The 25,447-nt window shown below is 68.6% G+C and carries 22 protein-coding genes; 11 read left to right on the top strand and 11 right to left on the bottom strand.

What is annotated here, in order from left to right; genetic code table 11:
• Positions 1-177: 177 nt before the first annotated feature.
• Positions 178-411 carry a preprotein translocase subunit SecG gene (gene secG / locus ACFWAY_RS40210; protein WP_005241788.1) on the top strand — a complete coding sequence of 78 codons (234 nt, stop codon included), beginning with the start codon at positions 178-180 and terminating at the stop codon, positions 409-411.
• A gap of 46 nt (positions 412-457) precedes the next feature.
• Positions 458-3,214 carry a phosphoenolpyruvate carboxylase gene (gene ppc / locus ACFWAY_RS40205; protein WP_378514488.1) on the top strand — a complete coding sequence of 919 codons (2,757 nt, stop codon included), beginning with the start codon at positions 458-460 and terminating at the stop codon, positions 3,212-3,214.
• 321 nt (positions 3,215-3,535) lie between these two features.
• On the opposite strand, the gene pgl is transcribed toward ppc, so the two are convergent.
• From pgl to tkt, 5 genes are read right to left on the bottom strand one after another with little or no spacing between them, the layout of a single operon-like run.
• Entirely contained in the window at positions 3,536-4,279 is a 744-nt protein-coding gene (gene pgl, locus ACFWAY_RS40200) for a 6-phosphogluconolactonase (protein WP_378452672.1), read from the bottom strand.
• Positions 4,272-5,183 (bottom strand): glucose-6-phosphate dehydrogenase assembly protein OpcA, encoded by a 912-nt coding sequence (gene opcA / locus ACFWAY_RS40195; RefSeq protein ID WP_378452673.1) that lies wholly within the window; start codon positions 5,181-5,183, stop codon positions 4,272-4,274. Before opcA ends, pgl begins: the two co-directional genes overlap by 8 nt.
• The gene (zwf, locus tag ACFWAY_RS40190; protein WP_378452674.1) at positions 5,184-6,728 is read right to left on the bottom strand and encodes a glucose-6-phosphate dehydrogenase; all 1,545 of its coding nucleotides are present in this window, start codon (positions 6,726-6,728) and stop codon (positions 5,184-5,186) included. It lies immediately after the preceding gene.
• A 3-nt stretch (positions 6,729-6,731) separates the two neighbouring features.
• Positions 6,732-7,856: a transaldolase gene (tal, locus tag ACFWAY_RS40185; RefSeq protein WP_378452675.1), complete on the bottom strand. Its 1,125-nt coding sequence runs from the start codon at positions 7,854-7,856 to the stop codon at positions 6,732-6,734.
• 6 nt (positions 7,857-7,862) lie between these two features.
• Complete coding sequence (gene tkt / locus ACFWAY_RS40180) at positions 7,863-9,971, bottom strand: transketolase (protein ID WP_378452676.1); 2,109 nt, start codon at positions 9,969-9,971, stop codon at positions 7,863-7,865.
• A 216-nt stretch (positions 9,972-10,187) separates the two neighbouring features.
• Between tkt and ACFWAY_RS40175 the strand changes: the two genes are divergently transcribed.
• Complete coding sequence (locus tag ACFWAY_RS40175) at positions 10,188-11,171, top strand: heme o synthase (protein ID WP_378514487.1); 984 nt, start codon at positions 10,188-10,190, stop codon at positions 11,169-11,171.
• Between the two features lie 9 nt (positions 11,172-11,180).
• On the opposite strand, the gene ACFWAY_RS40170 is transcribed toward ACFWAY_RS40175, so the two are convergent.
• On the bottom strand, positions 11,181-12,146 hold the full coding sequence (locus ACFWAY_RS40170) for a quinone oxidoreductase family protein (protein ID WP_378514486.1): 966 nt from the start codon (positions 12,144-12,146) through the stop codon (positions 11,181-11,183).
• An 80-nt stretch (positions 12,147-12,226) separates the two neighbouring features.
• On the opposite strand from ACFWAY_RS40170, the gene ACFWAY_RS40165 reads away from it, so the two are divergent.
• The gene (locus tag ACFWAY_RS40165) at positions 12,227-12,592 is read left to right on the top strand and encodes a hypothetical protein (protein WP_378452679.1); all 366 of its coding nucleotides are present in this window, start codon (positions 12,227-12,229) and stop codon (positions 12,590-12,592) included.
• Here the strand turns inward: ACFWAY_RS40165 and ACFWAY_RS40160 are convergent.
• The 5 genes from ACFWAY_RS40160 to mptB all read right to left on the bottom strand — a co-directional run bounded on the left by ACFWAY_RS40160 (position 12,589) and on the right by mptB (position 18,595).
• On the bottom strand, positions 12,589-13,551 hold the full coding sequence (locus ACFWAY_RS40160; protein WP_378514485.1) for a heme A synthase: 963 nt from the start codon (positions 13,549-13,551) through the stop codon (positions 12,589-12,591). The two genes, ACFWAY_RS40165 and ACFWAY_RS40160, sit on opposite strands and share 4 nt — an antisense overlap.
• A gap of 69 nt (positions 13,552-13,620) precedes the next feature.
• Positions 13,621-15,066, bottom strand: a complete 1,446-nt coding sequence (locus ACFWAY_RS40155) for a hypothetical protein (protein ID WP_378514484.1) — start codon at positions 15,064-15,066, stop codon at positions 13,621-13,623.
• On the bottom strand, positions 15,063-15,863 hold the full coding sequence (locus tag ACFWAY_RS40150) for an ABC transporter permease (protein WP_378514483.1): 801 nt from the start codon (positions 15,861-15,863) through the stop codon (positions 15,063-15,065). The genes ACFWAY_RS40155 and ACFWAY_RS40150 overlap by 4 nt, the downstream gene beginning before the upstream one ends.
• On the bottom strand, positions 15,860-16,804 hold the full coding sequence (locus ACFWAY_RS40145) for an ABC transporter ATP-binding protein (RefSeq protein ID WP_037203409.1): 945 nt from the start codon (positions 16,802-16,804) through the stop codon (positions 15,860-15,862). The genes ACFWAY_RS40150 and ACFWAY_RS40145 overlap by 4 nt, the downstream gene beginning before the upstream one ends.
• A gap of 6 nt (positions 16,805-16,810) precedes the next feature.
• Positions 16,811-18,595: a polyprenol phosphomannose-dependent alpha 1,6 mannosyltransferase MptB gene (gene mptB / locus ACFWAY_RS40140; RefSeq protein WP_378514482.1), complete on the bottom strand. Its 1,785-nt coding sequence runs from the start codon at positions 18,593-18,595 to the stop codon at positions 16,811-16,813.
• 132 nt (positions 18,596-18,727) lie between these two features.
• Here mptB and ACFWAY_RS40135 point away from each other — a divergent pair, with 132 nt between their 5' ends.
• The 7 genes from ACFWAY_RS40135 (at position 18,728) to ACFWAY_RS40105 (ending at position 25,311) form a co-directional block, all read left to right on the top strand.
• Positions 18,728-19,477 carry a helix-turn-helix transcriptional regulator gene (locus ACFWAY_RS40135; protein ID WP_378452683.1) on the top strand — a complete coding sequence of 250 codons (750 nt, stop codon included), beginning with the start codon at positions 18,728-18,730 and terminating at the stop codon, positions 19,475-19,477.
• 95 nt (positions 19,478-19,572) lie between these two features.
• The gene (sufB, locus tag ACFWAY_RS40130; RefSeq protein ID WP_073369838.1) at positions 19,573-21,033 is read left to right on the top strand and encodes a Fe-S cluster assembly protein SufB; all 1,461 of its coding nucleotides are present in this window, start codon (positions 19,573-19,575) and stop codon (positions 21,031-21,033) included.
• Complete coding sequence (sufD, locus tag ACFWAY_RS40125) at positions 21,033-22,262, top strand: Fe-S cluster assembly protein SufD (protein ID WP_378452684.1); 1,230 nt, start codon at positions 21,033-21,035, stop codon at positions 22,260-22,262. Before sufB ends, sufD begins: the two co-directional genes overlap by 1 nt.
• Before the next feature lie 45 nt (positions 22,263-22,307).
• Positions 22,308-23,117 carry a Fe-S cluster assembly ATPase SufC gene (sufC, locus tag ACFWAY_RS40120; protein WP_015890658.1) on the top strand — a complete coding sequence of 270 codons (810 nt, stop codon included), beginning with the start codon at positions 22,308-22,310 and terminating at the stop codon, positions 23,115-23,117.
• Between the two features lie 6 nt (positions 23,118-23,123).
• Positions 23,124-24,383 carry a cysteine desulfurase gene (locus ACFWAY_RS40115; protein WP_378514481.1) on the top strand — a complete coding sequence of 420 codons (1,260 nt, stop codon included), beginning with the start codon at positions 23,124-23,126 and terminating at the stop codon, positions 24,381-24,383.
• Positions 24,380-24,895 carry a Fe-S cluster assembly sulfur transfer protein SufU gene (sufU, locus tag ACFWAY_RS40110; protein ID WP_072942076.1) on the top strand — a complete coding sequence of 172 codons (516 nt, stop codon included), beginning with the start codon at positions 24,380-24,382 and terminating at the stop codon, positions 24,893-24,895. Before ACFWAY_RS40115 ends, sufU begins: the two co-directional genes overlap by 4 nt.
• Positions 24,892-25,311, top strand: coding sequence for a metal-sulfur cluster assembly factor (locus ACFWAY_RS40105; protein WP_378452686.1), 420 nt, complete (start codon positions 24,892-24,894; stop codon positions 25,309-25,311). Before sufU ends, ACFWAY_RS40105 begins: the two co-directional genes overlap by 4 nt.
• Positions 25,312-25,447: the final 136 nt, after the last annotated feature.

Below are 25,447 nucleotides of genomic sequence, written 5' to 3'. Positions count from 1 at the left end.
CTCCTTTTCCGCCCGGTGGCGGGGGTCGGCCGGGGGGGGCCCTGGGCGGTGGGGCGCGGCGGGCGCCGGTGCGCCTTGCGGGTGGGGTTCGGTCCCGTAACGGCCCACGGGCGCGGAGCGCCTGTAGGGTGTACGAGGTCGTTGTTGTTCCTACTGGATGGGTGGACGTAGACAGACATGGAACTGTTCCTGGATATCTTGCTGGTGGTCACCAGCTTGCTGCTGATTCTGCTGGTGCTGCTGCACCGCGGTAAGGGCGGCGGTCTGTCCAGCCTGTTCGGCGGCGGCGTCCAGTCGAGCCTGTCCGGTTCCACCGTGGTCGAGAAGAACCTCGACCGGCTCACCGTCTTCACAGGCCTGATCTGGCTGATCGCGATCATCGGCATCGGCCTGGAGATCAAGTTCGGCTGATCGACTTCATCATGCAAACGGGCCGTCACCGGTCGATACTGGATGAATGATCGAAACCCCACGTGAGGCCACTGAACCACTCCGCGAAGACATTCGGCTCCTGGGCGGCATCCTCGGTCAGATAGTGCGGGAACAGGCCGGGGACAGCGTCTTCGACCTCGTCGAGAAGGCCAGGGTCGAATCGTTCCGGGTTCGTCGTTCCGAGATCGACCGCGCGGATCTGGCGGACATGTTCACCCACGTGTCCACGAGCGACACCATTCCCGTCATCCGGGCCTTCAGCCACTTCGCCCTGCTGGCCAATCTCGCCGAGGACATCCACCGCGAACGCCGGCGCGCCGTCCACGTCGCCGCCGGTGAACCCGCCCCCGACAGCACCCTGACCGCCACGTTCGCCAAACTCGACGCCGCGCACCTCGACAGCGCCGTCGTCGCGGACGCGTTGCGCGGGGCGCTCGTGTCGCCGGTCATCACCGCCCATCCCACCGAGACCCGCCGCCGCACGGTGTTCGAGACCCAGTCCCGCATCACCGAACTGATGCGCTACCGCGAGCGCACCGCCCTGACCGAGACCGAGACGGCCGACGTGGACGTCCGGCTGCGGCGGCAGATCCTCACCCTGTGGCAGACCGCGCTGATCCGGTTGTCGCGGTTGCGGATCCAGGACGAGATCGAGGTCGGGCTGCGGTACTACGACGCGGCACTGTTCGAGGTCGTCCCGAAGATCAACGCCGAACTGCGCAGCGCCCTGCGATCGCGGTGGCCGGACGCGGATCTGGGCCGGGAACCGATTCTTCGCCCCGGCTCGTGGATCGGCGGAGACCGCGACGGCAACCCGTACGTCACCGACGAGGTGGTCCGGCAGGCCACCACCCGTGCCGCGGCCACCGCCCTCGAGCACCACCTCGGGGAACTCGACACGCTCGAGCGCGAACTGTCCATGTCGGCTCGCCTCGTCACCGTCACCCCCGCGCTCGACCTCCTGGCCGCGTCGTCGCAGGACGATTCACCGTTCCGCGCCGACGAGCCCTACCGGCGCGCGGTGCGGGGCATCCGGGGGCGTCTCACCGCCACCGCGCACCGCATTCTCGGTGAGGCACCCGACCACGGGCTCGACCTCAGGCTCGCACCGTACGACACCCCGCGGCAGATGCTCGACGAACTCGACATCGTGGACGACTCCCTGCGGCGTGGCGGCGACGGCACCATCGCCGACGATGGGCTGGCGAACCTGCGGGACTCGGTGGAGGTGTTCGGTTTCCACCTCTCCGGACTGGACATGCGGCAGAACTCGGACGTGCACGAGACCGTCGTCGCCGAGCTGCTGGCGTGGGCGGGCGTGCACGCCGACTACCCGTCGCTGTCCGAGGACGAGCGGGTGGAGTTGCTGTCGGCGGAGCTGTCCACCAGGCGCCCACTGACCACCGCGAACGCGGAGTTCAGCGAGCTGACGACGAAGGAGCTCGCCATTGTCCAGGCGGGCGCCGACGCGGTGCGGACACTCGGCGCGGGCGCCGTGCCCAACTACATCATCAGCATGTGCACCTCCGTCAGTGACATGCTCGAGGCCGCTGTGCTGCTGAAGGAGGTGGGTCTGCTCGACCCCGGATCGGGGGAGGCGCCGTCCTGCCCGGTGGGCATCGTGCCACTGTTCGAGACGATCGAGGACCTGCAGCAGGGGGCCGCCACCCTCGAGGCTACGCTCGAGGTACCGATCTACCGGGCCCTGGTGACGTCGCGCGGCGACTCCCAGGAAGTGATGCTCGGGTACTCCGATTCCAACAAAGACGGCGGCTACCTGGCGGCCAACTGGGCGCTGTACCGCGCCGAGCTCGATCTCGTCGACACCGCCCGCAAGACGGGAATCCGCTTGCGGCTCTTCCACGGTCGCGGCGGCACCGTGGGTCGCGGCGGCGGCCCCAGCTACGAGGCGATCCTCGCGCAACCGCCCGGTGCGGTGGCCGGGTCGCTGCGGATCACCGAACAGGGCGAGGTGATCGCCGCCAAGTACGCGGAACCCCGCCTCGCGCAACGCAATCTCGAAACGCTGCTCGCCGCGACCCTCGAAGCCACCCTGCTCGACGTCGAAGGACTCGGCGACGACGCCGAACCGGCGTACCGCATCCTCGACGAGCTCGCTGCGCTGGCCCGCCGCGCCTACGGCGAATTGGTGCACGAGACACCCGGATTCGTGGAGTACTTCGAGATGTCGACTCCGGTGGCGGAGATCGGGGCCCTCAACATCGGCAGCCGCCCCGCCTCACGGAAGCAGACCACGTCCATCTCCGACCTGCGGGCCATCCCGTGGGTGCTGTCGTGGAGTCAGTCCCGGGTCATGCTGCCCGGGTGGTACGGAACGGGTGCGGCGTTCGAGGAATGGACGCAGGGCGACCCCGAGAGGGTGGCCACGCTGTCCCGCCTGTACGAGAAGTGGCCGTTCTTCCGGACCGTGCTGTCGAACCTCGCCATGGTGATGTCGAAGTCCGACATGGGTCTCGCCGCCCGCTACGCCGAACTGGTTCCCGACGAGGAACTCCGCCGACGGGTGTTCGGCAAGATCGCCGAGGAACACGAGCGGACCATCCGGATGTACAAGGAGATCACCGGGAACGACACCCTGTTCGCCGACAATCCCGGCCTGGAGAGGTCGGTGCACAATCGGTTCCCGTACCTCGAGCCCCTCAACCACCTGCAGGTGGAACTACTGCGCCGCTACCGGGCCGGGGACGACGGTGATCAGACGCGCCGCGGCATCCAGCTCACGATGAACGGGCTGGCGACCGCGCTGCGCAACAGCGGGTAGCGGGGCCGGTTCCCCCGCCCCGCGAGAAGTGCGTGAACTTTCTTGCGGGGCGGGGGAACCGAACCGTCCGCCGCCGCGTCAAAACGGGAAAGAGCACGAACGTTTCCGAGACGGATTGGGGCGACGGATGAGGCGCTGCGCGGGCAACCCGGACTACTGGCGTGGGGGAATCGGACGGCGGGGGACGAGCACGGCGAGCCCACATCGCGCCGGTCGGATCGTCACCGAATGCCGGGTCACCCGGTCACCGGTCGATCGGGATCCTCGGTCGCCCGCCGGGTTACCGGCGGACGACGACGAGGACCCCGTCGGATGAGAGCGTCAGTTCGGCAGCCGGGAAGCGGCCGACGTGTCGAGCAGCCACCGGGTGGCCGACAGTCCGCGCGCCCCGGACGCCGGGATTTCGACGGGGGGAGCGCCCGCGATCGCGGCGGCCACGGCCTCGGCCTTGGCGTCGCCCGACACGACGAGCCACACCTCGTCGGCGTGCCGGACCGCCGGGAGGGTCAGCGTGACCCGCACCGGCGGCGGTTTGGGGGAGTCCGTCACCGCGACGACGAACCGGTGCTCCTCGCGTACCGCGTCGGTGTCGGGGAACAGCGAATTGACGTGTCCCTCACCGCCCATGCCGAGCAGGTGGACGTCGAAGACCGGAACCTGCTTGCCGTCGGCGTGCGCCCCGAGCACCTGCGCGTACGCGACAGCGGCCGCCTCCGGATCGTTCTCGTAGATGCCGTCCGCGACGGGCATGGTGTGCACCCGGTCGGGGTCGACGTCGACGTGATCGAGCAGCGCTGCCCGCGCCTGCACGTCGTTGCGTTCCGGGTCGCCGGCCGGCAGGAAGCGCTCGTCACCCCAGTAGATGTCGATCGCGCGCCAGTCGATGTCGCCCGGGTTCTGCCGGACCTTCTCGAGCAGGCCGATCCCGGTTCCACCACCGGTGAGGACCACCGCCGCCGAACCGCGGTCCTTCTGGGCGGCGACGACGGTGTCGACGAACCGCTCCGCGGCCTTCGTCACCAGCGTGTCGGTGTCGGGGTGGACTTCTACGTGGATGTCACTCATACGTCACCTTCGTCAGCCCGGCGAGCGCGGTCTCGTAGACCTCGTCGGGGTCGAGTCTGCGTAGTTCTTCGGCCAGGCACTCGCTCGTTTCGCGCCTGCGGAGCGCCACCCGCGCATCGGGCTTGCCGGTGCGTGACAGCGTCGCCGTGGTGCCCGTCTGGGGGCGGCTGATGGTCAACGCACCACCGTTGGCGAAGTTGATCTCCACGAACAACGGGCCGACCCGCCGGGTGACGGGGACGTCGACGCGGCTCGCCAACCACCCCGCGATCATGTCGACGGCGGGCTCGTCCACCAGTCCGGACACCACCGCCGACGTGATCGGCGAGTGCGGCGGCTGGTCGACGGCCGAGGTCAGGAGCGCACGCCAGTAGGTGATGCGGCTCCAGGCCAGGTCCGAGTCACCGGACGAGTAGGACGCGAGGCGGCTCTTGATCTCCGCGGCCGGATCCGCACGATCGGTCGCGTCGGTGATGCGGCGGATCGCCAGCTTGCCCACCGGATCCTCGGCGGGGACCTCCGGGGCGGTCTCCGGCCACCACACGACGACGGGCGTGTCGGGGAGGAGGAACGGCACCACCACGCTGCTCTCGTGGTCGGCGAGTTCGCCGAACAGGCGGAGCACGACGACCTCCGACGCGCCGGCGTCGCCGCCGACGCGGATCTGCGCGTCCAGGCGGGGTTCCGCGTCACGGGACCCCCAGGCGACGACGATGACGCGGCACGGATGCTCCCGGCTCGCCTCGTTGGCGGCGTCGATGATGTCCTCGGAGTACTCACTGTCGCGGGTGCATACCACCAGCGTGAGCACTCGTCCCAGGGTCACCGCGCCGCCGGTCTTGCGCAGTTCCACCAGTTTCTTGTTGACCTGTCCGGTGGTGGTCGCGGGAATGTCGGTGATCATCTACGGCCTTCTCCATTCGCGACCGGTGCGGTGCATCATTTCGGCTGCCGACGGCGGGCCCCACGTGCCGGCCTCGTACGGTTCCGGCCTGCCGTCCGCAGCCCAGTGTTCGAGCACGGGGTCGAGGATCTCCCAGGACAGTTCCACCTCGGCGTTGACGGGGAACAGCGAGGGCTCACCGAGGAGTACGTCGAGAATGAGCCGCTCGTACGCCTCGGGCGACGACTCCGTGAACGCCTGACCGTAGCTGAAGTCCATGTTGACGTCGCGGACTTCCATGCTCGACCCCGGAACCTTGGACCCGAACCGCATGGTCACACCCTCGTCCGGCTGCACCCGGATGACGAGGGCGTTCTGCCCCAGTTCCTCGGTCATCGTCTGATCGAACGGCAAATGCGGTGCGCGCTTGAAGATCACGGCGATCTCGGTGACCCGACGGCCGAGCCGCTTCCCGGTGCGGAGGTAGAACGGCACACCCGCCCAGCGGCGGGTGTCGACCTCGAGGGTGATGGCCGCGAACGTCTCCGTGGTGGAGTCCTTCGAGAACCCTTCCTCCTCCAGCAGGCCGACCACTCGGGTACCGCCCTGCCAGCCGCCCGCGTACTGGCCGCGCGCGGTGGTCTCGTCGAGCGGCTGGGCCAGTTTGGTGGCGGAGAGCACCTTGATCTTCTCCGCCTGCAACTCGGACGGTTCGAAGCTGATCGGCTCCTCCATCGCGGTGAACGCGAGGAGTTGAAGCAGGTGATTCTGGATGACGTCGCGCGCCGCCCCGATGCCGTCGTAGTACCCGGCACGTCCACCGAGACCGATGTCCTCGGCCATGGTGATCTGGACGTGATCCACGTAGTGGGCGTTCCAGATCGGATCGAACAACTGGTTGGCGAAGCGCAACGCCAGGATGTTCTGAACCGTCTCCTTGCCGAGGTAGTGGTCGATCCGGAACACGGTGTCCTCGGGGAAGACCTCGTTCACGACCGCGTTGAGCTCACGTGCGCTCTCGAGGTCGTGTCCGAACGGCTTCTCGATGACGACCCGACGCCACTGGTCATCGTTCGACTGCGCGAGACCCGCCTCGGACAGCTGCTTCAGGACCACCGGGAACGCGTCCGGCGGAATCGCGAGATAGAACCCGTGATTGCCGCCGGTCCCGCGTTCCCGCTCCAGCGTCCCGAGTGTGTGGGCAAGTTCCTGGAAGGCCGCCGGGTCGTCGAAGCTGCCCTTGACGAAACGCAGGCCCTCCGACAGTCGCTCCCAGACGTCTTCCCTGAACGGCGTCCGGGAATGGTCGCGCACGGCATCGTGGACGATCTTGGAGAAGTCCTCGTCCGACCAATCCCTGCGGGCGAACCCGACGAGAGCGAACCCGGGCGGCAGAAGACCACGATTGGCCAGATCGTAGATGGCGGGCATCAACTTGCGCCGGGCCAGGTCGCCGGTGACACCGAAGATCACCAGCGCACACGGCCCGGCGATGCGCGGTAGGCGCTTGTCCCTACTGTCGCGGAGTGGATTGACCCAATCGTCTGACGCTGCGGGCTCGCTCACGTATCAGCTCTTCTGCCCTGCTGCGCGCAGCTGCTCCGCGGTGGCCTCGAGGAGTTCGTTCCAGGACACCTCGAACTTGTCGACGCCCTCGACCTCGAGGACCTTGAACACGTCGGCGAGATCGATGCCGACGGCACTGAGCTTGTCGAACACCTCCTGCGCCTCGACCGCGGTGCCGGACACGGTGTCGCCGGCGACCTCACCGTGATCGGCGAACGCGTCGAGAGTCTTCTCGGGCATCGTGTTCACGGTGTTCGGAGCCACCAGTTCGGCGACGTACAGAGTGTCGGGGTAGTCGGGGTTCTTGACTCCCGTCGACGCCCAGAGCGCGCGCTGCGGGCGCGCACCGCTCGGCAGCAGACCCTGGAACCGCGGCTGCACCTCGAAGACCTGCTGGTACGCGCCGTACGCGAGACGGGCGTTGGCGAGAGCCGCCTTGCCGCGCAGCTCCAGCGCCTCGGGGGTGCCGATCTTGTCGAGCCGCTTGTCGATCTCGGTGTCGACGCGGGAGACGAAGAACGAGGCCACCGAGTGGATGCGGGACAGGTCGTGACCGGCCGCCTTCGCGGCCTCGAGGCCGTCCAGGTAGGCGCCCATGACGAGTTCGTAGCGTTCCACGGAGAAGATCAGCGTGACGTTGACGCTGATGCCCTCGCCGAGCACCTTGGCGATGGCCGGGATGCCCGCCTCGGTGGCCGGGATCTTGATGAACAGGTTCGGGCGGTCGACGATCTTCCACAGTTCGACGGCCTGCGCGGCGGTCTTGTCGGCGTCGTGGGCGAGGCGCGGGTCGACCTCGATGGACACCCGGCCGTCGACGCCGTGGCTCGCCTCGAACTGCGGGGCGAGGACGTCGCATGCGGCGCGCACGTCGTCGGTGGTCACCGTGCGGATGGTGGCCTCGACGTCGGCACCGCGCTCGGCGAGCTCCCGGACCTGTGCGTCGTAGACGTGGCCCTTGCTGAGTGCGGCCTGGAAGATCGACGGGTTGGTGGTGACACCGACGATGCTCTTGGTCGCGATGAGCTCGGCGAGGTTGCCGGACTCGATGCGGTCACGGGAGAGGTCGTCGAGCCACACCGAGACGCCTGCTTCGGAGAGCTTCTGGAGGTTGGGGTTCTGAGTCATGGCGTTTTATCCCTTCACGCGTGCGAGCGAGCGCTGTGCGGCGGCGGTGACGGCTTCGGCGGTGAAGCCGAACTCGCGGAACAGGGTCTTGTAGTCGGCGGACGCGCCGAAGTGCTCGATGGAGACGATTTCGCCTGCGTCGCCGACGAAGCGGTACCAGGGCATCGAGATGCCGGCCTCGACGGAGACCCGCGCCTTGACCGTCGGGGGGAGGACGCTGTCACGGTAGGCCTGGTCCTGGGCGTCGAACCATTCGACGCAGGGCATGGACACGACCCGGGTGGGGATGCCGTCGGCCTCGAGGGTCTCACGGGCGGCGACGGCGAGCTGCAGCTCGGATCCGGTGCCGATGAGCACGACCTCCGGTGTCCCGGTGGAGGCGTCGGCGAGGACGTAGCCGCCGCGGGAGACACCCTCGTAGCTGGTGCCTTCGAGGACGGGCAGGTCCTGGCGGGTCAGGGCGAGGCCGGCGGGAGCGCGGGTGGCCTCGTCGGCGCCCTTCTCGAGGACGGCGCGCCAGGCGTGGGCGGTCTCGTTGGCGTCACCGGGCCGCACGACGTACAGGCCGGGGATCGCGCGCAGCGCGGCGAGGTGCTCGATCGGCTGGTGGGTGGGCCCGTCCTCGCCGAGTCCGATGGAGTCGTGCGTCCACACGTAGGTGACCGGGGTCTTCATGATCGCGGCGAGCCGAACGGCGGGACGCATGTAGTCGCTGAAGACGAGGAAGGTGCCGCCGTACGGGCGGGTCGGTCCGTGCAGCGCAATGCCGTTGAGGATCGAGCCCATGGCGTGCTCGCGGACCCCGAAGTGCAGGGTGCGGCCGTACGGCTGGGCCGTCCACATCCGGGTGGAGATGGTTTCGGGACCGAAGGAGTCGGCGCCCTTGATGGTGGTGTTGTTGCTCTCGGCGAGGTCGGCGGAGCCGCCCCACAGTTCGGGGAGCACCGGTCCGACGGCGTTGAGGACGGCGGCGGACGCCTTGCGGGTCGCGACGCCCTTGGGATCCGGCTCCCAGGTGGGGAGGACGTCGGCCCAGCCGGCGGGAAGGTCGCGGCCGATCAGACGGTCGAGCAGCTTCTTGCCCTCCGGGGCGCGCTGCGTCCACTCGTCGTATTGGGCCTGCCATTCCTTGTGTGCCTGCGCGCCGCGCTCGCCGACCTTGCGGGTGTGGGCGATGACCTCGTCGGCGACCTCGAACGTCTTGTCCGGATCGAAGCCGAGAGCCTTCTTCACGGCCGCGACCTCGTCGGCACCGAGGGCGGCGCCGTGCGCCGCGCCCGTGTTCATCTTGGTCGGTGCGGGGAAGCCGATGATCGTGCGGAGCAGGATCAGCGACGGCTTGTCGGTGACCTCGCGGGCCTTGTTCAGTGCCTCTTCGATGGCGACGACGTTCTCGCCACCCTCGACGATCTGCACGTGCCAGCCGTACGCCTCGTAGCGGGCGGCGGTGTCCTCGGACAGCGCGATGGCGGTGTCGTCCTCGATGGAGATCTCGTTGTCGTCGTAGATCAGCGTCAGGTTGCCGAGCTGCTGGACGCCGGCGATGGAGGAGGCTTCGGAGGTGACGCCCTCCTCGATGTCCCCGTCGGAGGCGATGACGTAGATGTGATGGTCGAACGGGCTGTCGCCGAGCGCGGGCTCGGGGTCGAAGAGGCCGCGTTCGCGGCGGGCGGCCATGGCCATGCCGACGGCGGAGGCGAGGCCCTGCCCGAGCGGCCCGGTGGTGATCTCGACACCGCGGGTGTGGCCGTGCTCGGGGTGGCCGGGGGTCTTCGAGCCCCAGGTGCGCAGCGCTTCAAGGTCTTCGAGTTCGAGCCCGTAGCCGGCGAGGTACAGCTGGATGTAGAGGGTGAGACTGGAGTGCCCGCAGGACAGGACGAACCGGTCGCGACCGATCCAGTCGGCGTCGGTGGGATCGTGCCGCATGACGCGCTGGAAGAGGGTGTAGGCGAGGGGGGCGAGGCTCATGGCCGTGCCGGGGTGGCCGTTACCCACCTTCTGCACCGCGTCCGCGGCGAGCACCCGGATGGTGTCGACGGCCTTGGTGTCCAGTTCGGTCCAGTCGGCGGGGTGAACCGGTTGCGTGAGAACGTGGATGTCGTCTGTGATCGACACGGGCAGAAGTCTCCTGACATGGGTGAACGTGGAGCCTGAGGATGCGTGGGCCTCTTGTGCGTCTCCAGCCTAGTGTGCGGTCGTATCCGGGTCGATTCGGTTCGCGCATTACGGCGGTCTACCATCGTTTGTAGTAGATGGCCGGCCGTCGCGAAGGACTTCGGGAGCAGGCGCCGGCAATCGGATGTGGAATTACGCGTGGTGCGAGGAGAGAACGTGCGGACAGGGCATCAGCCGAGCGGACACGGCTTCGGCAGCCCCAGCCCCGCCCCCCGCGCGACCGACACCGGTACGGTGCTCGGTCGCGTCACGGGCAAGGTCCTGGCCTACATCGCATTGACCAAGCCGCGGGTGATCGAGCTGCTGCTGGTCGCCACCATCCCGGCGATGCTGCTGGCGGATCGCGGCAACGTCGACATTCTGCTGATCCTCAGCACACTGTTCGGCGGATGGATGGGCGCGGCGAGCGCGAACTCCCTCAACTGCGTCGTCGACGCCGACATCGACAAGGTCATGAAACGCACCGCCCGCCGGCCGCTGGCCCGCGACGCGGTGCCGACGTCCCACGCGTTCGTGTTCGGCATGACGCTCGGTGTCGCGTCGTTCCTCTGGCTGTGGTGGCGCACCAATCTCCTCGCCGGGTGCCTGGTCGTCCTGACCATCGCGTTCTACGTGCTCGTCTACACGATGGTGCTCAAGCGCCGGACCTGGCAGAACGTGGTCTGGGGCGGCGCCGCGGGCTGCATGCCCGTCATGGTCGGCTGGTCGGCGGTCACCGGGTCGCTGAGCTGGCAGCCCATCGTGCTGTTCCTGGTCATCTTCTTCTGGACGCCGCCGCACACGTGGGCCCTCGCCATGCGGTACAAGGAGGACTACAAGGCGGCCGGTGTCCCGATGCTGCCGGTGATCGCCACCGAAGAGCACGTCACCAAGCAGATCCTGCTGTACAGCTGGGCGATGGTGATCACGTCCCTCGTGCTCGTGCCCGCCGCGGGTGTCGTCTACGCCGCCGTGACCCTCGTCGCCGGTGCCTGGTTCCTGCTCATGGCCCACCAGCTGTACCGCAGCGTCCGCGGCGGAGCGGCCGTGAAACCGCTCCGCCTGTTCCTGCAGTCCAACAATTATCTGGCCATCGTCTTCGTCGGTCTCGCCGTCGACTCGGTTCTGGGACTGCAGACCGTCGGCAGCCTGCTGAGCTGACCGTTCGCCTCAGGGCACCAGCACGATCGATCCCGTCGTCGCACGCGCCTCGAGGTCGCGGTGCGCGTCCTCGGCCCGCTCGAGCGGGTACTCCGCGCCCACCCGGACCGTCAGCGAACCGTCCGCCAAGGCGGAGAACACGTCCCCCGCCCGCCACGCCAGTTCCTCACGGTTGCGGATGTGGTGCGCGAGTGTGGGCCGGGTGAGGAACAGCGAACCGGCCGGGTTCAGCCGTTGCGGATCGAATGGCGGCACCGGGCCGCTCGCCGCGCCGAACAGCGCGACCGTCCCCCGGATTCGCACCGACGCGAGACTGGCCTCGAACGTGGACGCGCCGACACCGTCGTAGGCGGCGGCGACGCCCTCTCCGTCGGTCACCTCACGCACCCGGGCGGCGATGTCGTCGTCGTATCGCAGCACCTCGTGTGCGCCGGCGTCACGGGACAATTGCTCCTTGGCGTCGGAGGACACGGTGGTGATCACCCGCGCGCCCAGCGTGGCCGCCATCTGGGTCAGCAGCAGACCGACGCCGCCCGCTCCGGCGTGGACGAGGACGGTGTCGCCGGACTGGATCGGGTAGGTCGAGTGGGCCAGGTAGTGGGCCGTCATTCCCTGCAGCAGAGCGGACGCGGCCTGCGGGGCGGGCACGGAGTCGGGGACGGCGATCGCGACCGCCGCGGGCACGATCACCTTCTCGGCGTAACTGCCGGGGGCGGAGCACCAGGCCACCCGGTCGCCGGGAGCGATACCGGTCACGTCGCCGCCGACGGCCTCCACGACTCCGGAGCCCTCGTCTCCGGGAATGTAGGGCAGCGGCCGCGGGTACAGCCCCGTCCGGAAGTAGGTGTCGATGAAGTTGATGCCGATCGCGTCGGTGCGAACCAGAAGATCCGTCGATCCGATCCGGGGTTCGGGAACCTCTGCCGGTTCGAGGACGTCGGGACCACCGAGACGGGAAACCTGTATAGCGCGCATGGTTTCAGTTCTACACGGCGCGGGGCGCCGCACCGAGCCTGGCGGACACGACGCCACTACCGCCCAGTATTCTCGGGGTCATGAGTACCGACACCCATGCCGAACAGGCGCCCGCGAGCCCGGCGCCCTCGCTCCCGTCCCGCACGGTCGACGCGATCAAGAAGTTCGTGGCCGAGCACGGCGGTTCCGCCAGTGCCGTCATCCAGCCGATCGGACTCGCCGGCGTGCGCATCACGCTGGTCGGAGCCGACGGCATCCTCGGCGATCAGGTGGTCGAGGATCTCGCCACCGCGAACGCCGTCGTCGCGTCCTTGGACGACGTCACTGTCTCGGAGTGGGATCGCGCGATCACCAGCATCGTCACGCCCCGCAAGGGCCACTTCCAGAAGATGGCCGGCTGGGTCGCGCGGCAGACGCGCTTCCCGAAGGCCCGCAACGAGCGCTAGACGCTCGCGGTGTCGGGCTGCGTGACGTACTCGCGGGTGCGTCCCGCAGCCCACACCGCCGCGGTGGCGGCGGTGCACAGCCCGGCTCCCGCGACGTGGAATGCCACCAGGACCGCGGGAACGTCCGTGAAGAACTGGACGAGTCCGATCAGCGCCTGCGCCACCACCAGCGCGAGCAGAACCTGCACGCGGACCTTCACCGCGCGGGTGGCGCCCACGGCGTACAAGCCGAAGCACAGGCCGACCAGCAACGCCAGGTAGCCCACCAGCAGCTGGGCATGCAGGTGCACGAGCGTGACGATCTCCACCTCGAGGCGGGGAACGACGCGGTCGAGACTCTTGTCTCCCGCGTGCGGTCCGGCGCCCGTGACCAGCGTTCCGGCGGCGAGCACCCCGGCCAGCGCGACACCCGACAGCGCGGTGAGCCACCGCAGCGGGGCGGGAATCACGTCGATCGCCGGCGCGTCGTCGGGTTCGCAGATCTTCGCGTACATCACAGTCGCCAGCCACACCATCGCCATCGACGCGAGCAGGTGCACCGCCACCGTCCACCACAGCAATCCGGTGAGCACAGTGACACCGCCGATGACGGCCTGCACGACGGTGCCGAGGGGCATCATCCATGCGTAGACGAGGACCTCTTTCCTGCGGCGGGCGCGGGTGACCGCGAGGACGATCAGGGCCGCGGCCACGACGACGACGAACGTGAGCAACCGGTTGCCGAACTCGACCGTCTGGTGGATGACCGCGACCTCGCCGTGCCCGACCGGCACGAAGCTGCCGGGGAAGCACTGCGGCCAGGTGGGGCAGCCGAGGCCGGAGGCGGTGACCCGCACGACGGCTCCGGTGACGGCGATACCGCCCTGCGTGAGGATCACCGCGAACGCGATGACACGCTGCACGGTCAGCGACGGAAGGGGGAGACGGTCTACCAGGCTCAGAAACCCGCGATACAGCACGACGTCGATGGTAGAGGGCCGTCAACTACAGCGTGTCGTTGGGCTGGTGGCGGCGCGCTCGACTCCGTGTTACTCGCCGCGAATCCGCAGGATGCCGGTCACCGTGCCCTGCCAGAAGTCCCCGGTGTCGGTGACGAGTCCGGACATCTGCAGGGTGTCGTTGACGGCGGTGCCGGGGAGCGGGCTGGTGTGCTCGACCGAGCCGTCCGCCGGATCGATCACCGCGAACGAGAAGCCGTCCAGGGGTGTGGTGACGTCGAACCCGTGACGGATCACGGTGTACAGCAGCCCGTCACCGGTCGAGAGATGGGGCACCGCCGCGCTGCGGACGTCGTTGCTCCACACCTGGTGGCAGCCGATCGGGTCGATGTCGACACGGGTCATGCCGCCGGTGAAGGGGGCGTTGGTCGGAACCGCCGGGCCCGCGCCGTCCGGAACGGCGGGATACGGGTAGCCGTACGTCCCGGCGACGTACACCGAATTGGCGATGCCGATCGGTGAGTTCTCGCTGCCGCCCGGGCGGCCGAGCACCGGAAGGGTGCAGATCTCGTCACCGGAATCGGCGCGGAAGACCCGAAGACTCACCTGCGGGTCGGCGTTGTCGACGATCGCGACGAAATCGCTGCCGGTCGACGGCCCGAAGTAGGTGGGGGTGGACCCGGTGCCGTGGCTGAGTTGCCCCGGCTTCCGGTCCGGACCGCGGTCGTAGTCACGCCGCCAGTCCACGCGCACCTCACCGTCGCGGAGCGTGAACTGGTACAGGGCGTGCGTCGTCGCGACCGCCGTGCCCGCGGGAGAGGTGGAGATGCTGTTCTGGACCTGTTCGCCGGCAGCCAGCGGCAGAGCGTGCGCGACACCGGCGCGATCCACGGCTCCGACGACGCCGCCACCCGTGGCGAACCAGACGTTGCCCTGCCAGTCCGGCGTCAGTCCGGTCACGTTGTCGCCCGGCGGAACACTGCCGGACAGGTCGACGTGCGAGTCGACGGTGATCCGCCAGCGGCCGTCGGGATCCGTCGAATGTCCGAGGCGCAGTAGCTGACGGTTTCCGTCCACCACGACCAGCCGGTTGCCGTTGTCGAGGAACGCGTATACACCGCCCAGGAGGCTGCCCTTCGCCAGCGCGAACGTGGCGAGCGAGCCGCCGAACGGGGCCGCGGGGGCGGCGGGGTCGATCAGGTGAACGGTCGGGACCTGGCCGGCCACGGACGTGCACAAGGCCACGACGAGCCGGTCGGAACCCTGCAGGAGGGTCGGGCACGCCGACACCAGCGGGTACGCGGACAGGGTGACCGGGCCGGTGCCGGGACCGGGCAGCGGAGTCACGTCGGTGGACCCCGCGTCGCCGTGCATCGTGGACGTGCCTGCGGGTCCGAGGAACGGGTTCGGTGCGGCGGGCGGTCCCCACTGCGGTGCAGCGTCCGCGGGCAGGGTGCCGCAGCCGAGGACGGCGAGCAGGACTGCCAGAACGGTGCCGACGGTGCGGGTGCGGCGGGCCGCTGTTCGGCGGGTCACGTGAATCGGAACGTCCGGGCCGCCAGGGCTCCCGCGGCCGCACCCCAGACGACGAGGACCACCACGCTGAGCAGGTCCACCGACCCCGACAGTGCGGCGTCCAGCGCGTGCGCGAGTGCACCGGACGGAATCAGCCGGGCCCCGGTGTGGAGGAGCCAGGGCAGGTCGCCGGCGGCGAACACCACGCTGCCGACGCCGACCATCACGAACCACAGGATGTTGGCCAGGGCGAGGACGATGTCGGCGCGGAGGGTGCCGCCGAGCAGCAGTCCCATCGCCGCGAACGTCACGGTGCCCAGGGCGATGATCACGGCGCCGAGGACGAGTCCCCACGCACTCGGACGCCAGCCGAGCGCCAGCCCGATCGAACCGAGGAGCACCGATTGCAGGGCGACGACGATGACCACGGCGGCGCTCTTCCCGGCGATGATTCCCCATGTCGGCAGGGGAGTGGCGCCGAGCCGCTTGAGGGCCCCGTACCGGCGGTCGAAGCCGACCGCGATGGCCTGGCCGGTGAACGCGGTGGACATGACCGCCACCATCATGACTGCGGGCACCACCTTGTCGACCCGCGACGTTCCGAGGTCGCCGATGGGCAGCAGACACAGGCCGATCAGAAGCGTGATCGGGATGAACATGGTCAGCAGCAGCTGTTCGCCGTTGCGTAGGAGCAGTTTGAGTTCGAGCGCGGTCTGCGCCCGCAACATGACCGCCGCGCCGCTCGGGCGGGGGTCGGGTGTGAACGTGCCCGGGGCGAAACGATTTTCCGTCAGACGGTCACTGGTGCTCATCGTCATCCCCTCAGTTCCCGGCCGGTGAGTTCGAGGAAGACGTCCTCGAGGCTGCGCTGGTCGACGCGGATGTCGCTGATCAGGGCGTCCAGATCGGCGCACCACGACGCGACGGAGGCGACCACCTTCGGGTCGATCGGTCCTTCGACGAGGTAGGTGCCCGGTCCGGACTCGGCCACCCGGAAACCGTCGGGGAGGGCTCTCGCGAGGGGCTCGGTGTCCAGGCCGGCGGGGGCGCTGAGCCGCAGCTGCCCTTCGGCGCCGCGGCTGGTGACCTCGGCGGGCGTTCCCGCCGCGACGATCGACCCGTGATCGATGATGACGAGCCGGTCCGCGAGTTCCTCGGCCTCGTCCATCAGGTGCGTCGTCAGCAGCACACTGACGCCGTCGCGGCGCAGTGCGTCGATCAGTTCCCATACCAGCAGGCGGGCCTGGGCGTCGAGTCCGGCGGTGGGTTCGTCGAGGAAGACCAGTTCCGGCCTGCCGACCAGCGCGCAGGCCAGGGACAGGCGCTGCTGCTGCCCGCCCGACAGCCTGCGGTAGGGAGTGCGGCGGGAATCCTCGAGTCCGAGGCTGCGGAGCAACCAGTCGGGGTCGAGGGGGTCGGCCGAATAGGCCGCGACGAGGTCGAGCATCTCACCGGCGCGGGAACCGGGGTACGCGCCGCCGCCCTGCAGCATCACCCCGATCCGGGCCCGGACGGCGCCGGCATCCGCGACCGGGTCGAGTCCGAGGACGCGGACGGTGCCGCTGTCCGGGCGGACGAAGCCCTCACACATTTCGACGGTGGTGGTCTTACCCGCGCCGTTGGGACCGAGCAACGCGACCACCTGTGCAGGTTCGACGGTGAGATCGAGTCCGTCGACGGCCCTCACACCGTCGAAGGTCTTCACCACGCCTTCCAGGCGTACAGCAGGTTGCGCCGATCCGGGCGTTCGCGAGGTCACGGGGAATCAGCGTAAGCCTTGGCCTGGTGTGACCCGGCCGGTGCCCCGGCTTTCCGCGTCGGCGTCGTCCCGGGGTGGATCCTGCGGGTCCGGCACGGTCGGCTGCTGCTCCGAACCGACTCGCCAGGGTAGCCGGTTGCGGGTGATCACGATCAGCGTTCCGGCCGTGAAGATGGTGGCGATGGCGGCCTGCACGATGACGAAGGGCTGGTACTCGCCGCCGTTCGGCATCAGGATGACGCTGACGATGGACGAGAAGACGATGGCGGGGACGCGGAAGGCGGGCGCCGTGGCCCAGGCCGCGAGCGGCAGGACCGCCCACAGCAGATACCAGGGCTGCACCACGGGGAAGAGGAGGACGACCGCGCCGAGGGACAGTCCCAGCGCGCCGACCGCGTGGATGCGGCCGACGAGCGTGGCGACGAGCATCCGCAGCGTGATGAACGCCGCAGCGACGGCCGCGATCGGCCGGGTCAGGCTCAGCACCGCCGTCGTGTGATCGCCGAGGCCCAGCAGGACCCCGGCCAGTCCGGTGCCCAGCCCGAGCAGCGTGGGGATGGACATCCAGCTGCGGACCGCGTTCGCGGTGCCGAGAGTGTGCACCCAGCCGATGCCGAGGCCGCTGGACGTGCTGATGACCAGGGTGACCGCCAGGGCTACCCCGCCGAGCAGGGCGGCCGCGGTGAGCACCGCTTTCGGGGTTCCGCCCCATCTCCGGGCCAGCGCCATCCCGACGAATCCCAGCGCGAGGAGCGAGGGGATCTTGATCGTCGACGACAGCGCGATGAGTGCCGCGCCGGACAGCAGCAGGAGTAGGGACTGCCCGCGGATCGGCCCCGACCGTTCGACGGCCCGCAGCGCCAGCTCGATTCCGGCCAGCATGAGGCCGAGCATCAGGGCCTCGTTGTGAATTCCCGCGACCAGGTGGAACAGCAGCAGGGGGTTGGCGGCGCCCAGCCACAGTGCGCTGACGTCGGCGACGCCGCAGCGCCGGGCCAGCCGGGGGAGCGCCCACACGATCATTGCCACACCGGCGAGGGCCAGGAGCCGGTGCAGGAAGATCCCCGCGACGATGTTCTCGCCGGTCAGCCAGCTGATCCCGCGCCCCATCCAGAGGAACAGTGGACCGTACGGCGCCGGCGTGTCGCGCCAGATCGTCGGCACGGTCCGGGTCAGCACGTGATCGACGCCGAGCGCACCCGCGGGACCGATGGCGTAGGGATCGAGCCCGCGGGCCGCGATCTCGCTCTGCGCGAGGTACGAGTACACGTCCTTGCTGAACATCGGCGGCGCGACGGACAGCGGGATGATCCACAGCAGCAGGGTGCGGTCGAGCTGGGACCGGTTGAGCCGTCGCACGGCCCCGGAGTGCAGACTGCCGATCGCGAAGCGTCCGAGGAGGAGCCACGCGAGCACGATCATCACGGTGCCGGTCATGGTGAGCGTCAACGCGACGCTGGGGATCCGGGCGGGCAGACCGATGACGCGGAGACCCTGGACAGGGTTCTGCAGTACGGGCTGGGCGCCGGCGCCCAGTGCGCCCACCGCCATCAGAACGGCTCCGGTCGCGCCGAACCGGCGGATTCCGCGGAGCTGCGCGGTCTCCTGCTCGTTCAGGCCCGCGGTTTCCGGCTCGTCGCCGTGCAACGCGGCCGCCACCGAGGGGCGCGGGGAGCGGCCGTCGATGCCCAGCGCCCGCCGAGCGAGCTCGGCCGGATGTCGAAGACCGGCGCGAGCCGTGAAGGTCGGCTCCGCGCGGGTCGGCTCCGGGTTCTCGGGGGTCTGCGGCACACAGGCAGCGTAGCGGTGCGCCGAACACAGCCGGTTCGGCCAGTATTCCCGGGCCCGGGCAGCACATAATCACAGGTGCAAGGCAGGGCACCCTTAGTAGACCTGGGATTCGAATTCCGTCACACTGGTGTTGTGAAAACGGAGACGACACCACGTGCAACGAAGGAAAGCGCAGTTCACGCGCCTTCCTCGGCGGCGCCTGTCGGAACCGCGTCACCCGTCGCCGTCGGCCACGAAGGCCACACCCGAGCTGCCGTCGTGAAACTCCTCCTCGAGGAGGGGCCGATCACGGCGTCGGAAATCGGAACCCGCCTCGGTCTGAGTGCCGCCGGTGTCCGCCGCCACCTCGACGCGCTCCTGGAATCCGGTGAGGCGCGTGAGGCGTCCTCCGTCGCCGTGCGTCACCGCGGACGGGGACGGCCCGCCAAATACTTCCAGATCACCGCCAAGGGCCGCGGCAGGCTCGGCCACGCGTACGACGATCTCGCCGGCGCGGCCATGCGTCAACTGCGGGAGGTCGGGGGAGACGCCGCGATCACCGACTTCGCTCGTCGCCGAGTCCAGGCAATCGTCGGAAACGTGACCCCGGCAGCCGAGCAGAGCGCCGAGGGCCTCGAAACCACCGCCGACGCCATCGCCGACGCATTCACCACCGCAGGATTCGCGGCATCGACGCGCCCGGTCGGCAACGGCGTACAGATTTGCCAGCACCACTGCCCGGTCTCACACGTGGCCGAGGAGTTCCCGGAACTGTGCGAAGCCGAGCAGGAAGCGTTCGCCCAACTGCTCGGCACCCACGTCCAGCGGCTCGCGACCATCGCGAACGGTGACTGCGCATGCACCACCCACGTTCCACTCGTCCCGCCATCCGGTCCCAAATAACAAACCTTTCCCGATAGATCCCCTAGTCAGCAACCTGTTTTCCACCGGCGACCAGCCCTCGCCGGTCTCGTAACAAGACTCCGGAAGGAGCTCGCATGACCGTCACATCAGACCAGGTGACATCCACTGCGTCGGCCAACGCCGAGCCGCTCACGCAGGAAGAGACCATCGCGTCACTCGGGCATTACGGGTACGGCTGGTCCGATTCCGACGAGGCCGGTGCCAGTGCGCAGCGCGGTCTGTCCGAAGACGTCGTGCGCGACATCTCGGCGAAGAAGAGCGAGCCGGACTGGATGCTCGACATCCGCCTGCGCGCGTTGAAGACCTTCGACAAGAAGCCGATGCCGAACTGGGGATCGAACCTCGAGGGCATCGACTTCGACAACATCAAGTACTTCGTGCGCTCGAGCGAGAAGCAGGCCGAGAGCTGGGAAGACCTGCCCGAGGACATCAAGAACACGTACGACAGGCTGGGCATCCCCGAGGCCGAGAAGCAGCGCCTCGTCGCCGGTGTCGCGGCTCAGTACGAGTCCGAGGTGGTGTACCACTCGATCCGTGAGGACCTCGAGGCGCAGGGCGTGATCTTCCTCGACACCGACACGGGCCTCAAGCAGCATCCCGAGCTGTTCCGGGAGTACTTCGGCACGGTCATCCCGGCCGGCGACAACAAGTTCTCCGCGCTGAACACCGCGGTGTGGTCGGGTGGCTCGTTCATCTACGTCCCGCCGGGCGTGCACGTCGACATCCCGCTGCAGGCCTATTTCCGCATCAACACGGAGAACATGGGCCAGTTCGAGCGGACCCTGATCATCGTCGACGAGGGCGCCTCGGTGCACTATGTCGAGGGCTGCACGGCGCCGATCTACAAGTCGGACTCCCTGCACTCCGCGGTCGTCGAGATCATCGTGAAGAAGGGCGGCCACTGCCGTTACACGACCATCCAGAACTGGTCGAACAACGTCTACAACCTGGTCACCAAGCGCACCAAGGTCGAGGCCGGCGGATCCATGGAGTGGATCGACGGCAACATCGGGTCGAAGGTCACCATGAAGTACCCGGCCGTCTGGATGATGGGCGAGCACGCTCGCGGCGAGGTTCTCTCCGTGGCATTCGCCGGTGAGGGACAGCACCAGGACACCGGTGCCAAGATGCTGCATCTCGCGCCGTACACGTCGTCGACCATCATCAGCAAGTCGGTGGCGCGTGGCGGTGGACGCGCGTCCTACCGCGGTCTCGTCCAGGTCAACAAGGGTGCTCACGGTTCCAAGTCGACGGTCAAGTGTGACGCTCTGCTGGTCGATCAGATCAGCCGCTCGGACACCTACCCGTACGTCGACATCCGCGAGGACGACGTGACCATGGGCCACGAGGCCACCGTCTCGAAGGTGAGCGACGACCAGCTGTTCTACCTGATGAGCCGCGGGCTCACCGAAGACGAGGCCATGGCCACGGTCGTGCGCGGCTTCGTCGAGCCGATCGCCAAGGAACTCCCGATGGAGTACGCCCTGGAACTGAACCGCCTGATCGAACTGCAGATGGAAGGGGCGGTGGGTTAGTGACCACGCCAGAAACTGGTGTCCAGAATCTCGGAGTCGCGGGAGCCGTCGCAGGCGAGAATCCGCGGATAGCGCGGACCGCCACCGGCTCGCCGATCGCCAACAAGGGTGAGGTCTTCACCTCGTTCGACGTCAACGCCTTCGAGATCCCGGGTGGTCGTGACGAGGTCTGGCGGTTCACACCGCTGCGCCGCCTCCGCGGACTGCACGACGGAACGGCCGTCGCGAACGGCACGGTCACCGTCGACGTCTCCGGTCCGGACTCCGTCCGGGTCGAGACCGTCGGGCGTGACGACGACCGGCTGGGCAAGGCCGGCGTTCCCGCCGACCGGGTGGCCGCGCAGGCCTACTCGGGTTTCGAGACGGCCACCGTCGTGACCGTCGGTCGTGAGGTCGAGGTCGCGGAAACGATCAACATCACGGTCACCGGCCCGGGTGAGGGCAAGGTCGCCTTCGGGCACCTGCAGATCCGGCTCGAAGCCTTCGCGAAGGCGACCGTCGTCATCGACCAGCGCGGCAGCGGCACGTTCGCCGAGAACGTCGAGTTCGTTCTCGGCGACAGCGCCCGACTCACCGTGGTCGCCGTCCAGGACTGGGCGGACGACGCCGTACACGTCGCGTCGCATCACGCGCGGCTGGGCCGTGACGCGGTGCTGCGGCACAACGCGATCAGCCTCGGCGGCGACCTCGTCCGCCTGTCCGCGACCGTCAAGTACGACGGCCCGGGCGGCGACGCCGAACTGCTGGGCCTGTACTTCGCCGACGCCGGACAGCACTTCGAGCAGCGACTGCTCGTGGATCACTCGCAGCCGCACTGCAAGTCCAACGTTGTCTACAAGGGCGCCCTGCAGGGTGATCCGAATTCGGGAAAGCCCGACGCCCACACCGTCTGGATCGGCGACGTGCTGATCCGCGCCGCGGCCGAAGGCACCGACACGTTCGAGCTGAACCGCAACCTCGTCCTCACAGACGGTGCCCGCGCGGACTCGGTTCCGAACCTGGAGATCGAGACCGGTGAGATCGTGGGTGCCGGCCACGCCAGCGCCACAGGTCGATTCGACGACGAGCAGTTGTTCTACCTGCGCGCCCGCGGAATCCCCGAAGACGCGGCACGGCGACTCGTCGTGCGCGGGTTCTTCCACGAGATCATCAACAAGATCGCCGTCGCCGAGATTCGCGAGCGCCTCGAGGCAGCTGTCGAGACCGAACTCGCCGCAGTCGGCGTGTGACCCGCGCCGCCGGACCATTACTCCCCATTTCTTCGAAGGATCACAATGTCTACCCCTGACGCTTCCACCCCCGAAACCTCGGTCCTGGAAATCAAGGACCTGCACGTCGACGTCGCGAACACCGACGAGAACGCCGAACCGATCAACATCCTCAAGGGTGTGAACCTGACGGTTCGTTCCGGCGAGACCCACGCGATCATGGGCCCCAACGGGTCCGGCAAGTCGACGCTGTCGTACGCCATCGCGGGTCACCCCAAGTACCAGATCACCTCGGGCTCCATCACTCTCAACGGTGAGGACGTCCTCGAGATGAGCGTCGACGAGCGCGCCCGTGCGGGACTGTTCCTCGCGATGCAGTACCCCGTCGAGGTCCCCGGCGTCTCCATGTCCAACTTCCTGCGCACCGCGGCCACCGCAGTCCGTGGCGAGGCCCCGAAGCTTCGCCACTGGGTGAAGGAAGTCAAGGAAGCGCTGACCGAGCTGGACATCGACCCCTCGTTCGGCGAGCGCAGCGTCAACGAAGGTTTCTCCGGCGGTGAGAAGAAGCGTCACGAGATCCTGCAGCTCGGTCTCCTGAAGCCGAAGATCGCGATCCTCGACGAGACCGACTCCGGTCTCGACGTCGACGCCCTGCGCGTCGTCTCCGAGGGTGTGAACCGCTACAAGGAGCGCCAGCACGGCGGAATCCTGCTGATCACGCACTACACGCGCATCCTCCGGTACATCAAGCCGGAATACGTCCACGTGTTCGTCGGCGGTCGTGTCGTGGAGTCGGGCGGACCGGAACTGGCCGACGAGCTCGAGGCGAACGGTTACGAGCGCTTCACCCAGGCTGCAGCAACGCAAGGAGCATAAACGCAGATGACCACCTCGGTGCGCGTATTCGACGTCACCCGGATCCGGCAGGACTTCCCGATCCTGGCGCGTACGGTCCGCGACGGAAAACCGCTGGTGTACCTCGATTCGGGCGCGACGTCACAGCGCCCGAACCAGGTGCTCGATGCCGAGAGGGAGTTCCTCACCACCTGTAACGCGGCCGTGCACCGAGGCGCTCACCAGCTCGCCGAAGAGGCCACGGACGCATACGAGAACGCGCGTGCGGCGATCGCGGCGTTCGTCGGGGCCGACAGCGACGAACTCGTGTTCACCAAGAACGCGACAGAGTCACTGAACCTCGTCACCCACGTCCTCGGCGACGACCGGTTCGAGCGGCACCTCGGCCCCGGTGACGAGATCGTCATCACCGAACTCGAGCATCACGCCAATCTCGTGCCGTGGCAGGAACTCGCGCGCAGCACCGGTGCGACGTTGCGCTGGTACGGCGTCACCGACGACGGCCGGATCGACCTCGATTCGCTCGAGCTGACCGACGCCGTCAAGGTCGTGGCGTTCACCCACCAGTCCAACGTGACCGGAGCGGTGGCACCCGTCGAGGAGTTGGTGCGTCGCGCCCGCGCGGTCGGCGCGCTGGTGGTACTCGACGCATGCCAGTCCGTCCCGCACATGGCGGTCGACTTCCACGCCCTCGGTGTGGACTACGCGGCCTTCTCGGGGCACAAGATGCTCGGCCCGTCCGGCGTGGGTGTCCTGTACGGGCGCCGCGAACTGCTCAACGCGATGCCCCCGTTCATCACCGGTGGCTCGATGATCGAGACCGTCACGATGGAACGCACCACCTACGCGCCGCCCCCGCAGCGGTTCGAGGCCGGCGTTCCGATGACGTCCCAGGTCGTCGGGCTCGGTGCCGCGGTCCGGTATCTCGAGGAGATCGGGATGGACGCGGTCGCGGCGCACGAACACACCCTGGTGGAGGCGGCACTGGCAGCGCTCGGCGCCATCGACGGCGTGCGCATCATCGGACCCACGACCGCCGAGGACCGTGGCGGGGCCGTGTCGTTCGTGGTCGATGGAATCCACGCCCACGATCTCGGTCAGATCCTGGACGACGAGGGGGTCGCCATCCGCGTCGGCCACCACTGCGCCTGGCCCCTGCACCGTCGCTTCGGTGTCGCGGCCACGGCGAGGGCGTCGTTCGCGCTGTACAACACGCTCGGCGAGGTCGATGCTCTCGCGGCAGCGGTGCGGCGTGCACAGGAGTTCTTCGGGGAGGTTCCTGCATGAGAATGGAACAGATGTACCAGGAAGTGATCCTGGACCACTACAAGCATCCCCACGGCCGCGGCCTGCGCGAACCGTTCGGCGCCGAAGTCCACCACGTCAATCCCACGTGCGGTGACGAAGTGACGCTGCGCGTGCAGCTCGCCGACGACGGCACCGTGGTGGATGTGTCGTACGACGGCCAGGGCTGCTCCATCAGCCAGGCGTCGACGTCGGTGCTCACCGATCAGGTGGTGGGTATGCCCGTCGAGCAGGCCCTGCAGACCGTTGCCGCATTCAACGAGATGGTCAGCAGCCGCGGTACCGTCGAGGGGGACGAGGACGTCCTCGGGGACGGCATCGCCTTCGTCGGCGTCTCGAAGTACCCGGCGCGTGTGAAATGCGCGCTGCTGGGTTGGATGGCATTCAAGGACGCGGTTGTTCAAATAGTGGACGACCGGGTCGTGGACGAACAGGATTCGGCCGTTCCGACAGCAGACGGCGAACCAGCTCGAATCGGAGGACAGGCATCATGAGCGAGACGCAGACGCCGGAGGCGGACGCCACGGCCGTACCCGCGCAGGCGACGGCCGACCAGGGCGGCGAGACCGCCACCGCCGCGTCGGGTGTTATTACCGACCCGAAACGCCTCGAGGAGCTCGAGGAGGCTATGCGCGACGTCGTCGACCCCGAACTCGGCATCAATGTCGTCGACCTCGGCCTCGTGTACGGGATCACGGAGGAAGAGGATGTCGTGACCCTCGACATGACGCTCACGTCGGCAGCCTGCCCGCTGACGGACGTCATCGAGGACCAGTCACGGGGCGCGCTCGTGCGTAGCGGTCTGTGCAACGAACTGAAGATCAACTGGGTGTGGCTCCCGCCGTGGGGCCCCGACAAGATCACCGAGGACGGCCGCGAGCAGTTGCGCGCGCTCGGTTTCACGGTCTGACCACCCACCACTGCTGACACGGAGGGGGGGGGGGGGGCTTGTCGAGGCGCCCCCCCCCCCCGGGGGGGGTGGGGGCCCCCCCACGACGGGGCCCGGCCGGGATGCCGTGCGCTCGAAGAAGTCACGCGAAGGGAGC

Source organism: Rhodococcus sp. NPDC059968 (genome assembly GCF_042738615.1).
Lineage (GTDB): Bacteria > Actinomycetota > Actinomycetes > Mycobacteriales > Mycobacteriaceae > Rhodococcus_F.
This window is presented reverse-complemented; position numbering and strand designations above follow the sequence as displayed.

Coding starts and splice junctions, on each gene's coding strand:
- secG (WP_005241788.1), top strand. CDS start 178: ATGGAACTGTTCCTGGATATCTTGCTGGTGGTCACCAGCTTGCTGCTG.
- ppc (WP_378514488.1), top strand. CDS start 458: ATGATCGAAACCCCACGTGAGGCCACTGAACCACTCCGCGAAGACATT.
- pgl (WP_378452672.1), bottom strand. CDS start 4,279: ATGAGTGACATCCACGTAGAAGTCCACCCCGACACCGACACGCTGGTG.
- opcA (WP_378452673.1), bottom strand. CDS start 5,183: ATGATCACCGACATTCCCGCGACCACCACCGGACAGGTCAACAAGAAA.
- tal (WP_378452675.1), bottom strand. CDS start 7,856: ATGACTCAGAACCCCAACCTCCAGAAGCTCTCCGAAGCAGGCGTCTCG.
- ACFWAY_RS40170 (WP_378514486.1), bottom strand. CDS start 12,146: ATGCGCGCTATACAGGTTTCCCGTCTCGGTGGTCCCGACGTCCTCGAA.
- ACFWAY_RS40165 (WP_378452679.1), top strand. CDS start 12,227: ATGAGTACCGACACCCATGCCGAACAGGCGCCCGCGAGCCCGGCGCCC.
- ACFWAY_RS40150 (WP_378514483.1), bottom strand. CDS start 15,863: ATGACGATGAGCACCAGTGACCGTCTGACGGAAAATCGTTTCGCCCCG.
- sufB (WP_073369838.1), top strand. CDS start 19,573: ATGACCGTCACATCAGACCAGGTGACATCCACTGCGTCGGCCAACGCC.
- sufC (WP_015890658.1), top strand. CDS start 22,308: ATGTCTACCCCTGACGCTTCCACCCCCGAAACCTCGGTCCTGGAAATC.
- ACFWAY_RS40115 (WP_378514481.1), top strand. CDS start 23,124: ATGACCACCTCGGTGCGCGTATTCGACGTCACCCGGATCCGGCAGGAC.
- sufU (WP_072942076.1), top strand. CDS start 24,380: ATGAGAATGGAACAGATGTACCAGGAAGTGATCCTGGACCACTACAAG.
- ACFWAY_RS40105 (WP_378452686.1), top strand. CDS start 24,892: ATGAGCGAGACGCAGACGCCGGAGGCGGACGCCACGGCCGTACCCGCG.